At 57.0% G+C, this 11,537-nt stretch carries 12 protein-coding genes; 7 read left to right on the top strand and 5 right to left on the bottom strand.

What is annotated here, in order from left to right; translation table 11 throughout:
• The 4 genes from VFX97_07070 to hslV form a co-directional block, all read right to left on the bottom strand.
• On the bottom strand, nucleotides 1-348 hold a 348-nt coding region (locus tag VFX97_07070; GenBank protein HEX5702943.1), incomplete at its 3' end, for a transposase.
• 310 nt (nucleotides 349-658) lie between these two features.
• Entirely contained in the window at nucleotides 659-1,780 is a 1,122-nt protein-coding gene (locus VFX97_07065; GenBank protein ID HEX5702942.1) for a hypothetical protein, read from the bottom strand.
• An 18-nt stretch (nucleotides 1,781-1,798) separates the two neighbouring features.
• On the bottom strand, nucleotides 1,799-3,235 hold the full coding sequence (gene hslU / locus VFX97_07060) for an ATP-dependent protease ATPase subunit HslU (protein ID HEX5702941.1): 1,437 nt from the start codon (nucleotides 3,233-3,235) through the stop codon (nucleotides 1,799-1,801).
• 46 nt (nucleotides 3,236-3,281) lie between these two features.
• Complete coding sequence (hslV, locus tag VFX97_07055) at nucleotides 3,282-3,845, bottom strand: ATP-dependent protease subunit HslV (GenBank protein HEX5702940.1); 564 nt, start codon at nucleotides 3,843-3,845, stop codon at nucleotides 3,282-3,284.
• Between the two features lie 109 nt (nucleotides 3,846-3,954).
• Here hslV and VFX97_07050 point away from each other — a divergent pair, with 109 nt between their 5' ends.
• The 7 genes from VFX97_07050 to VFX97_07020 all read left to right on the top strand — a co-directional run bounded on the left by VFX97_07050 (nucleotide 3,955) and on the right by VFX97_07020 (nucleotide 10,618).
• Nucleotides 3,955-4,725: a gamma-glutamyl-gamma-aminobutyrate hydrolase family protein gene (locus tag VFX97_07050; protein ID HEX5702939.1), complete on the top strand. Its 771-nt coding sequence runs from the start codon at nucleotides 3,955-3,957 to the stop codon at nucleotides 4,723-4,725.
• Entirely contained in the window at nucleotides 4,722-5,486 is a 765-nt protein-coding gene (locus VFX97_07045; GenBank protein ID HEX5702938.1) for a 3-oxoacyl-ACP reductase family protein, read from the top strand. Before VFX97_07050 ends, VFX97_07045 begins: the two co-directional genes overlap by 4 nt.
• Nucleotides 5,487-5,501: 15 nt before the next feature.
• Nucleotides 5,502-6,686 (top strand): DUF1343 domain-containing protein, encoded by a 1,185-nt coding sequence (locus VFX97_07040; protein ID HEX5702937.1) that lies wholly within the window; start codon nucleotides 5,502-5,504, stop codon nucleotides 6,684-6,686.
• Nucleotides 6,687-6,808: 122 nt separating this feature from the next.
• A complete protein-coding gene (locus VFX97_07035; protein HEX5702936.1) occupies nucleotides 6,809-7,219 on the top strand; it encodes a DUF6677 family protein in 411 nt (136 codons plus the stop codon).
• The gene (locus VFX97_07030) at nucleotides 7,216-7,389 is read left to right on the top strand and encodes a hypothetical protein (protein ID HEX5702935.1); all 174 of its coding nucleotides are present in this window, start codon (nucleotides 7,216-7,218) and stop codon (nucleotides 7,387-7,389) included. Before VFX97_07035 ends, VFX97_07030 begins: the two co-directional genes overlap by 4 nt.
• A 21-nt stretch (nucleotides 7,390-7,410) precedes the next feature.
• Nucleotides 7,411-8,157, top strand: a complete 747-nt coding sequence (gene recO, locus VFX97_07025; GenBank protein HEX5702934.1) for a DNA repair protein RecO — start codon at nucleotides 7,411-7,413, stop codon at nucleotides 8,155-8,157.
• A gap of 166 nt (nucleotides 8,158-8,323) precedes the next feature.
• Nucleotides 8,324-10,618 carry an LptF/LptG family permease gene (locus tag VFX97_07020; GenBank protein ID HEX5702933.1) on the top strand — a complete coding sequence of 765 codons (2,295 nt, stop codon included), beginning with the start codon at nucleotides 8,324-8,326 and terminating at the stop codon, nucleotides 10,616-10,618.
• 27 nt (nucleotides 10,619-10,645) lie between these two features.
• Here VFX97_07020 and VFX97_07015 read toward each other — a convergent pair whose 3' ends face one another.
• Nucleotides 10,646-11,521: a hypothetical protein gene (locus VFX97_07015; GenBank protein ID HEX5702932.1), complete on the bottom strand. Its 876-nt coding sequence runs from the start codon at nucleotides 11,519-11,521 to the stop codon at nucleotides 10,646-10,648.
• Between the last annotated feature and the right edge of the window lie 16 nt (nucleotides 11,522-11,537).

The raw sequence follows: 11,537 nt of genomic DNA, 5'->3' as shown, positions 1-11,537 counted from the left end.
CTGCGTGGCAATGTAGCGACGAACTGAGTTGGTCGCCGTGGGGCTTACGGTGAACGCCGCATAACCCTCTTGCCAGGTGAATCTGCGATCAAAATTCTCTTTAGCCCACGTGGACGATTCCTTCTTCAAGTCGCGAAGTACTCCGCAATGCAATGCACTGGCCTGAGACTGCCAGGATATGAACATGCTCCTCAACTCCGCCGACAATCTCGGCCACACCGTGCATGCCTTTGATGATTCCGCCGAGGTAAGCATGAAGTCGTGGCTCCATTCCGACTTGAGGAAGGGTCGTCGTTCTTTGGTCGAGAAGACGAGGTGATAGTGCAAGCTGAAGAAGGTTGAACCCATAATCTGAAGTCTAGATTACAAGGTCAATGTAAAAGATCTTTACAGCGAGAGATCTGGCACCCCTCCGGGGTGCGACCAAATTAATCTCGCGTTTCCGGTGGTCTCCGCGGACTCCGACCACCGGCTGCTTTCTTTGCAACCCTTCGGGTTGCCGAAGTGAGTCAACTATCTAATTGCCCTCGCAAAGCCTCGCCCTTGGGCTTAAATTCATCCGCTGCTTCGCAGCTTCGTTAGGGATTGTCAGCCAGCTCTGAGGTGATCAGCGATGAATCAATAGCATTTAGCGTCCTAAGACTTTTGGGCAAGGCAGCTAGGGAACGGTTTCGGAGGCGACTTCCGACGGCTGGCTCCTGTTTCCGGCAGTGTCTACGGCTACGACGTAATAATGGTAAGTCTTACCCGGATCGACATTCTCGTCTCTCAGGGTTGTGCGGGAAACTAAAGCGGGCGTAATCAAAGTCCAGGGCCTGGGCGCGTTAAGATCGGTTGACCGGTAGACGAGATAACCCGCGATGTCGCTTTCCGGATTCGCGGCAAAGAATATCGACAGAAGTCCGGGTGCCGGCCCGATGCTCACGCCTGTGGGCGCAGAAGGTTCAAACGTATCGACTGGGGTGATATCTACGCTGTTGGAGTTCAAGCTTTCAACCGGTTGCGCCAGCGTGCCGAGGGAAACCGAACGCACCACGTAGGTGTATTTCTCACCAAACTTGAAGTTGCGGTCCTGGTATTCAGGCGTGGTAATCAGCGCCTGATTGATCGGAATCTGGCCGGGTTCGTTCTGTGACGCGGTGACGCGATACACGTTGTAACCCAGAAGGTTCACCGGCGTGGAGCCGTCGATGTTCTGCCTGGGTGGCTCCCATTTCAGCGTGACCGCGTTCTGAGAAACCTCAACCTTCACGTCGCCCGGCGTTTCCGCGATCTTCGCGGCCGGCTCGATCAGCAGAAAATTTGAAAACGCGGCGCGCTGGCCGGCGGCGTTCACATAACGAACGGCGTAGCGCAAACGCGAAGGTTCACCGGCCAGTTCCAGGCTGTCGATGTAAGTCAGGTTGTCGGTTGCCTTTTGGATGTCAGCGTAAGGAACCGACCCCATCAACGTCGCCCGCGCGCCGAAATCTTCCTCGGTCATCGGTCGGGGCGCATCCAGCTTTTCCGCGACGCGATACACGTCTATGCGTCGAATACTCTGCACACTCCCGCTGCCGGCGTTCCGGCGTGGAGCCGGCCAACTCAGGATCACCTGATTGCCGCGTTGCACCCCTGACAGGGCTTCGGTGCGTTGCGGAATGCGCTCAATCGGAGGTCGCGGTGGCAGGCGCTTGCCACAGGTCGGCGCCATCGACACGGCGACCAATGCCACCAGCAACATTAAGTGACGGGTGGGCGACTTGCGCGAAACTACTGAAGGTTTGGCGGATTGAGGCACGTTCGGCAGAAGTGTCGTCTAGAGAATGTAGCGGCTGAGGTCCTGATCCTTCACCGTGTCGGCGAGCATCAGTTCCACGTAAGCAGCATCGATCGTTTTATTCTTCGGCTCAAGGTCAGGACCTTCGAAACTGATCTCATCGAGCAGCCGCTCCATAATGGTATGCAGCCGTCGCGCGCCGATGTCTTCCGTATTGCTGTTGACGCGGGCAGAGAAGTTCGCCACCGCATCGATCGCATCCTGAGTAAACTCAAGTTTGACGCCCTCGGTTTCCATCAGCGCCAAATACTGTTTGACCAGAGAGTTCTTCGGCTCAACCAGGATTCGTTTGAAGTCCTCAATTGTCAGGGATTCCAATTCCACGCGGATAGGGAAGCGGCCCTGAAGTTCCGGTATCAGGTCTGACGGCTTGGAAACGTGAAACGCGCCGGCGGCGACGAACAGAATGTGGTCCGTGCGGACCATGCCGTAGCGCGTATTTACGGTGGTGCCCTCGACGATCGGCAGGATATCGCGCTGCACGCCTTCGCGTGAGACGTCCGGCCCGTGACCGGATTCGCGACCGGCGATCTTATCGATCTCATCGAGGAAGATAATCCCTGAGGATTCGACGCGCTCGAGCGCGGCCCGCGCGACCGTGTCCATGTCGATGAGGCGTTCTTCCTCTTCCTGCATCAGGTACTCCATCGCCTCGTCCACGCGCATCTTGCGGTGTTTGGTGCGTCCCTGAAACATGTTGCCCAACATGTCTTTCATGTTGATGCCCATCTCTTCGACGCCCATCGGCCCCGCGAATTCAATCGTCGGAAAGCTCTTTTCGCGTACTTCGATTTCGACCAGCCGGTTATCGAGCTTGCCTGAGCGCAGTTGGGTCCGGAGCTTCTCACGTGTGCGCGCAAAGTTTTCGTCTTTAGGCTCATTGTCCGGAACGAGGACCGGGGCCGTGATTTCTCCTGAGTCAAAGTCGAAGAGGGGAGCGCCCGATCCGGATTTGGGCGGCGGCAGAAGGATATCGAGAATCCGCTCCTCCACATTCAGCTCGGCCTTGTCAGCAATCTCTTCGACTTTTTCCTGACGCGTCATCTCGACCGCGATTTCGGTGAGGTCGCGAATCATGCTTTCAACGTCGCGGCCGACGTAGCCGACTTCCGTGAACTTTGAAGCCTCGACCTTCAGGAAGGGTGAGTTCGACATCCGCGCCAGCCGGCGGGCGATCTCAGTCTTGCCGACACCGGTCGAGCCGATCATGATGATGTTCTTGGGAATGACATCAGCCGCGAGATCCGGCGCGAGCTTCTTGCGACGGACGCGATTGCGAAGGGCGATCGCCACCGCGCGCTTGGCCGCGTTTTGTCCGACGACATGCTTATCGAGTTCCGCGACGATCTGCCGCGGCGTAAGGTCGTCCAGCCGGACGTCCTGTTCTTCCTGCTCACCTGCGAGATAGATAACCATTTCTTAAATCGATACTAACTAAACTTTTCCGTAACTGTCGGCGCGCCTACGCTTGAGCCGCGCTTAACTCTTCCACGATGATGTTTGAGTTGCTGTAGATGCAGATCTCGCCGGCGACGCGCATCGCTTCCACCGCGATCTCTCGCGCAGAGAGTTGGGTGTTCGCCATCAGGGCGCGCGCTGCCGCCAACGCGTAGGACCCGCCTGAGCCAATTGCCAGCACCCCATCGTCTGGCGAAATCACATCGCCGTTGCCGGAGAGAAGAAACGAAGTCTTGTCATCGGCCACGACCAGCAACGCTTCCAGGTGCCGGAGGATCTTGTCCGTGCGCCACTCCTTGCTCAGCTCGATCGCGGCGCGTTCAAGGTTGCCATGGTATTGTTCGAGCTTGCCTTCAAACCGCGTCAGTAGCGAGAACGCATCACCCGTTGCCCCCGCAAAGCCCGCGAGAATCTTATCGTTGTAAAGGCGACGGACTTTTTTCGCGCTGGATTTCATCACCGTTTCGCCCATGGTGACCTGGCCGTCGCCTGCGAGGGCCACCTGGCCATCACGACGCACCAGCAAAACAGTCGTGCTGCGGATTTTCGGGGATTGTTCTTTCGCCATGAAGTGAAACAGCACTATAGGAATGACGGCGAAGTTTAGTCAAGCTAGGCATCTGCGCTATTATGGCCTTTGCGAAGTATTCCGATCGATTGATAGCAGCACCGCGAGAATGACGACACGAACACGGCCGCGCATCGGCATCACGATGCGCCTCGAGCTGGAAACTGACAGGTTCTATCTTTCCCGTCATTACAGCGAAGCAGTTGAAGCCGCCGGCGGTTTGCCGGTGCATATTCCTCTGATTCCTGACGCCGGGTTTCTACGCGAAACCGTTGCGGGACTCGATGGAATTCTGCTGCCCGGTAGTGACTCGGATGTTGATCCCTTGCGGTACGGGCGCGACCCGCATCCGAAGCTTGGCGCGGTTCATCCCCTTAAAGATGAGACGGACTTGCTTGTACTGAATGAAATTGAAGAGCGGGCTCTTCCTTTGTTCGCAATCTGTTTTGGGATGCAGGTGCTGAACGTGTCGCGGGGCGGCACTTTGATTCAGGACATCGGCAGTCAATGGCCTAACCCGATCAAGCACGAACAGGGCGCGCCCCGGGATAGGCATTCGCACAGTGTGCGTTTGCTCCAGGAGAGCTTGCTTCAACAATTGGCAGCTAGCGAGCGCGCGCCTGTGAACAGCCATCATCATCAGGCGCTGGACACACTGGGAAGGGAACTGGTCGCGACGGCATGGGCTCCTGACGGCTTGGTGGAGGCGATAGAAGATCCGCGCAGTGATCGTTTCGTGTTGGGCGTGCAGTGGCATCCCGAACTGGGCTGGGCACGCGATGAATTTGCCCGTGCGATTTTCGATCGATTTGTGGAAGAGGCCGCCACTTTTGCCGCTCGTCGAACAGGTGATCGCGAATCGGCAGGAGTCACCGCGTGATTTCCCTGAACCTTGAAAATAAGGTCGCAGTCGTTACCGGTGGCTCGCGCGGCATAGGGCGCGCGGCCGTTGATTGCCTCGCGAAGCTCGGCGCAAACGTCGTAGTAAATTATTTGAAGGACAAGAAAGCCGCAGACGCGGCCGTCGGATTCGCGGAAGAACAAGGCGGGCAGGCGCTCGCGGTCCAGGCGGATATGTCTTACAAGGGCGATGCACAGCGGCTGATCGATGCGACCACCCACAAGTTTGGGCGCCTGGACTTCCTGGTTTGCAACGCCGGCATCTGGGAAGGCAGCGCCATCGATCAGATGACCGAAGAAGTTTGGGATCGGACAATCGATTTAAATCTAAAGGGGACCTGGGCTGCATGCCGGGCGGCGGTACCGCCAATGAAGCAGAACGGATTCGGCCGCATCGTTATTGTGAGCTCAACCGCCGGTCAGCGGGGCGAGGCAAATGTCTCAAACTATGCGGCGTCGAAAGGTGGTCAGATCTCGTTCACGAAATCGCTGGCAGCCGAGCTTGGGCCATTCGGCATCAATGTAAACTGCGTAGCGCCGGGTTGGGTCGATACTGATATGTGCGCCGATGCCTTTGCGCGACCCGGTTTTCGGACAGCGCTTGAGGAAACGATTCCGGTCGGTCACGTGGCCAGTCCGGAAGACATCGCCTGGCCCATAGCCTTCCTTTGCACGGACTGGGCGCGACACATCAACGGCGAAATTTTGAACGTCAACGGCGGCTCTGTTCTCTGCGGATAGGTTGGTGAAGCTTAAATGTCGAACTGCCGACATCAAATCAAACTTGGTCTTGAGCGACTGCTCGATGAACGTGTCGCGTCGCTGGCGGGTGTGCGCGTCGGGTTAGTTTGCAACCAGGCGTCAGTCGATCATGGCTTTCGACATGCTGCCGATCTCTTTCACGAGCATTCGCAGATCAACCTGACTGCGCTGTTCGGTCCGCAGCATGGCATTCGCGGCGACGTGCAGGACAACATGATCGAGACAGGGCATGCCGTCGATCGTCGCACGCAGGTTCCGATCTATTCGCTCTACAGCGAAACACGCGAGCCGACTGACGAGATGCTGCGCAACGTCGATGTGATCGTTGTCGATCTTCAGGGCGTCGGCTGTCGCATCTACACCTTCGCGTACACGATGGCGAATTGCATGCGAGCCGCGAAACGCCTCGGCAAGAAAGTAATTGTCTGTGATCGCCCGAACCCGATTGGCGGAGAGATGGTGGCGGGCAATGTAACCGAACGAGGACACGAATCCTTCGTTGGACAGTTCTCGCTGCCTACCCGTCACGGCATGACCATGGGCGAACTGGCACGTCTGTTCAACGGGCATTTCGGCATCGGCTGCGAATTGGAAGTCATTGAGTTGGGTGGTTGGTCGCGCGACCTCTGGTATGAAGACACGGATGGCCCCTGGGTTCTCCCGTCGCCGAACATTCCCACCCCGGACAGTTGCAAGGTCTTCCCGGGGACAGTTCATCTGGAAGGCACGCAGATGTCGGAAGGGCGGGGAACTACGCGACCCTTCGAACTGATTGGCGCTCCATATATCGACGCTGACGAGTACGCAGATGCGCTGGCGGGGTTTAACCTGCCGGGCGTCGCTTTCCGGTCATGCGGTTTCATGCCGACCTTTCAGAAGCACGGCGGCAAAGCGTGTGGTGGTGTGCAGATTCAAGTTACGGACCGCGCGATCTTTGAGCCCGTTTCTGCGGGCGTGGCGATTGTGAAGACTGCCCACGATCTGTACCGCAACGACTTTCGTTGGAAGGATCCGCCGTACGAGTACGAGTTCGAACGCAACCCGTTTGACGTGATCTCGGGGACGACCGAGATGCGGGCGCAGATCGAGCGCGGCGATTCGCTCGACGCGATCATCCAATCCTGGCAGCCGGCTTTAGAGGATTTTAAAGCCGTCCGGAAGGCCCACTTACTTTATTGATTTTCTGAGCCGTGGAAGGGCCGACAGCTAAGGAACGGCCTAAAATAAGGGCAATCGACACTTTTGGAGTTAATAAATCACTTCAGGTAAAGACCGAGGAGACGAAAGCTTTGGTAGCTAGAATGGAAAGAGAACGCGACGCATCGACGCCCGGATTCGCGTGGCTGGTTGGGCTCGCCGCGTGGGCGATTCCGGGCGCGGGTCATCTGATGCAGAAGCGTTGGCGCAGAGGCGCTTTGGCGGGCGGCGCGGTGTGGATGATGTTCTTAACCGGACTCTGGCTCGGCGGCCATCTCTACGGCGTCACCGGTCAGGAACAGGGCTTCAGTGTTTTCTTTCAGTTGCTGCCAATGATCGCAAACATCGGTGTGGGTTTGCTTTATATCTTCTGCTGGATTGCGGGAGTTGGGTTTACAGAACACGCGCAACTCGTCACATATGAATACGGAAACACTTTTCTGCTCGTGGCCGGCTTGTTGAATTATCTCGTCATGCTTGACGCATTTGATATCGCCGCGGGGAGAAAGCGATGAGACACGTTCTATGGATGGTTGTCTTCGCGGCCCTGACGGCGGTCGTGTTCGGTATTGCGGCAAAAGGCTCGGAGCGTCAGCGGCTCATCTATGGAGTTAAGGTCTTTGGCGAATTCGTCGCGATCGCCTTTCTCCTCGGCTGGATTCTGTATTTCATTCCTTCTCCATAACCTCTCGGAGCGTGGTTGGTTGTGAACCTGGTCACCACCGATGCCATTGTCCTGCGTAGCTACAACCTCGCTGAGGCTGATCGCATAGTAGTTTGCCTGACGCGCGACGCGGGGCTTGTGCGCGCCGTCGCCAAAGGCGCGCGCCGGATGAAGAGTCGCTTTGGCGCTGCGCTTGAGCCGTTCACGGTCATCCGCCTGGATTTCTACGAAAAGGAAAACCGGGATCTGGTCACGATGTCGCGCGCGGAGATCGTGAAGTCCAACTTTGAACTTGCAGCACAACTTGAAGTCGCGGAAGTTCTCGGCTACATGGCGGAACTAATCGGGGAATTCGCGCCTCCGCATGAAGCCAACGACAAGCTCTTCCGTATGCTTAACGCGTGTGTTGAGGCCCTGGCCGCTGCGCCTGACGCGGCCACCCTCGTGCTGCGTTATTTCGAAATCTGGCTGCTTCGTTTGGCGGGTTCGTTTCCCGACGTGAGTGAGTGTGTAGTTTGCGGCACGGCGCCGACTACGGCGCAATCGCTATACGTGGATTTTGAAAGCGCGGTGCGGTGCGCTTCGTGCAGCCGTGGAATCGGGACGAGGTTGATGCCGGCGATTCAACAAGTTCTGATTAGCAGCCAAAGACTGGGCCCGTCGGAATTCGCAAACACGTATCAGGCGACGTTCTCACAAACCGATGCCGAGCTTGCTGAGTTCACTCACCGCCTGATTGTTCGAGCGCTTGATCGACGTCCACGCACGATGGTCGCTCCCGCGCGATGACGTGTTATCCACGGATTACACAGATAAAGAAGCAAGAGACAGCAGGAGGCAGAGGGCGGGCGGCAGACGACAGGAGCACGAAGGCTCAAATCAAAGTTCAAAGACCAAAGACCAAAGACCAAAGACCAAAGACCAAAGACCAAGAATGTAATCTGTGGTTTAACTCATGGCATCCCGCCGAATAATTGAACGTTACATTCTCCGCACCATACTTCCGTACGCGGCGGCGGCGTTCGTCCTGCTCACCGGCATTCTGTTTGTCCAACAGAGCGGCCGGTACTTTGAAACCATCTTCCGCACCACCGTCCCAGCGCAATTTCTTTACGGTCTCTCGCTCGCGCTGCTTCCCACGGTGCTGGTCTTCACTATCCCGATGGCGATCCTGTCCGGAACGATTATCGGTCTTGGCCGCATGGGTAGTGACAGCGAGTTGATCGCGATGCGTGCGGCGGGGGTGAGCCGCTGGCAGATTGTTCTGCCGGCGTTGGTAGTCGGGCTGATTGCCACCGTGGCCGCTCTGCAACTCAATCTTAGTGAAGCCCCACACGCCCAACAGGACTTGCGCGCTCTGGGGGCGCGCGCCGCGCTTTACAAACTCGACTCGCCGGTTGAGCCGCAAACTTTCACGACGGACATTCCGGGATACGTCATCTACGTCCGCGAAGGCGACAAATCGCGCGGCCAGTGGGGCGGTGTCTTTATTCAAACAAAAGAGGCCGACGGCTCAACGCGGCTGATAACCGCGCGCTCAGGCCGCATCGATTCATCCACCGAGAAATCCGAGCTGGTGCTCGAGGACGCTGTGCAAACAAAGTTGCCCGCGAGCGAAGCGGCCGACCAGCAATATGTGGTTGAACGGCTGGACCAGCTACGCATTCTCTTCAACACCGGGCGCAACGAATTGATTGCGCGGCTCCAAAAGTCCGAGAACAAGCCTGACGAAATGGGATTTCGCGCCTTGCGCCGCTTTATTAATGAAAGCAGCGGGCCGCAGCATCGCGAAGGGGTCTTTCTGCTTCACAAGCGGATCGCGCTCGGCGTGTCGCCGCTGGTCTTCGCATTTTTTGGCGCAGTTCTGGCAATCCGCTTCCGTCGCGGCAGTCGCGGTTTCGGCGCGCTCATGTCGCTCGTCGTCATGGTGACGTATTACCTCTTGGTCGTTGCCGGCGAGCAGTTAACGCGCGGCGGAACCGTCCCGCCGGTTGTAGGCGGATGGCTCGCGACGTCTCTGGTGCTGATCTTCGCGGTGATACTGCTGCTGGTGAACCGGACCTTTAGCTTTTCACTTCGTCGGGCCGGGACGGCCACGAGAGATTCAGCGGCACGTGCTGAAAGGAAGACTCAGAAAGAGCCGGTTCGTCGCCGGTGGACCGTTCGCTTTCCCACCCTGCTCGACACCAGTGTCGTACGCACGATGACGTTGAGTTTTTTGTTTGCCTTCGTGGCGCTCGTCATTGTCTTCAACATTTTTACCGGCTTCGAGCTTTGGCGGTTCCTGGTGACTCGGGGCGGCGGGGTGAAACTTCTTGGTGAGTATCTATTCTTCCTTCTGCCTCTGGTAAGTGTGGAGCTATTTCCCGGAAGCGTGCTGGTCGCGGCCTTGCTGACTTACGCGTTGATCGCGCGGAGAAGGGAAGCCGTCGCCTGGTGGGCCAGTGGACAAAGCGTCTATCGCCTGATGTTGCCCGGTTTTGTTTTCGCCATGGTCATTGCGGGGGGACTGTGGTTGATTCAGGAACGGATCATGCCGGCGGCAAACGTTAAGCAGGACGATCTGCGCGCCCGGATCCGCGGCAACGTGGCGCAGTCCACGCCCGGCGAGCGGCGTTGGCTGGTGAGTAACGACGGCCTGCGGATCTATTCATACGAGTTCGACGATCGCGCTGAAGCGTTGATTAAACCCTCCATTTACGAATTCGACACGTCGCGGCCAAGCGAATTGAAGCGTGTGCTGAATGGTGACTCTGCCCGTTGGGTGGGGCTGAACCGCATCGAGATTACTGGCGCGAAATGGTTTGATTTAGGTCGTTCCCAGGTCTCGACACAGTCAGCCCAGGCGATGACGGTTGACGGCGTGGAAACGCCACGCGTCTTTCGGCCGACCGTTGATCGACCCTCGCAGTTGGACGCGAGCCGTCTGCGCGAATACATCAAGACTTTGAAAGCGCGCGGCACCGACACCGCAGTGCTCGCAGTGGGGTTGCAGCGTAAGTACGCCGCCCCCTTTAGCGTGATCATCATGGCTTTGATTGGAATGCCTCTGGCGATTTCGCTCGGCCGCAAAAGCACCGTGCTGGCGCTTTGCTCGGCGGTCGTCGTGAGTCTTCTGTTCTGGCTTATCTCAAGCGGCTTTACGCAGCTCGGTGAGCACGCGCTGCTGCCTCCGCAGGTCGCCGTCTGGGCGCCGATTGCGATTTTTGCGGGAGGGGCGTTTTATTTTATTTCGCGCGTGCGGACTTAGAAGTCCTGAACAGCGGTACGGAGGTTGTTAGCGGCCGCGTAAATAATCGATTAGTTGCGGGAAAAACGTCGTGATCAAGGGCGCGCTCGTAAGAGCGACCAAGCTCCTCATTCGACCAAAACTCATCGGCCAAACTGGATAAGTCTCTTTCAGTAGTTCGTATGACTTCTTGAGCTCCGCCAGTCTGTCGGTGCTCAACTTAATCGACACCGAGTCCGCGGGTGTCGCCAGATGCCCGTCTCGAATGGATCGCCGGAACTCTTCAGCTAAAATCATCAGCTTGCGATCTCGGAACTTAACCATCGCTTTGTGAGGAACCCAGAGCCAGGCCCATAGAAACAAGGGCAACACTGTGCCCGTCATTAACAGCAGGATGACCTCAGTCCGTCCCATGTGCAGATATCCATAACGCGCGTATGATAAGAATCTTCCCGCTGAGGCGAGTAAAGCAAACGCCACCGTCGCCATTACAAATCTCGAGAGCAGTCGTCCGATCGCACCGAATCCCCCTGCGCCATCCGGGTGCAGCGGATTAACTTGAATGTTGAACAAGCTAAACAAGCGCGTCGTTAAGAAGAGAATCACACAAAACTTGATCAGGGCCACGATGAAGGCATAGTAGGGGATTCCATAAACGATGAGGGCCGCTGCTTCTAACCAAAACGGTCGCTTACTCGAATAAGCAGAATGGCGATAGTAACTAAAAATGCGCCACGCCCAGAACGCAATAATGAACACCAGACCACAAACGGCCCAAACTTTGCGGTCAACTTTGCGTACGACCTTAGCCAGGAAATCCTCATACCTTAAAATCTTGTCTCGACTCTCGCCAATCACGTCTTCGTGTTTAAGAGAATTGAATAATCCTGCGATCCAGCCCGGCAGTCGAAGATAGACGAACAATCCAAGTGAGGTGGTT

This window comes from Pyrinomonadaceae bacterium (assembly GCA_036277115.1).
Lineage (GTDB): Bacteria > Acidobacteriota > Blastocatellia > Pyrinomonadales > Pyrinomonadaceae > UBA11740.
This window is presented reverse-complemented; position numbering and strand designations above follow the sequence as displayed.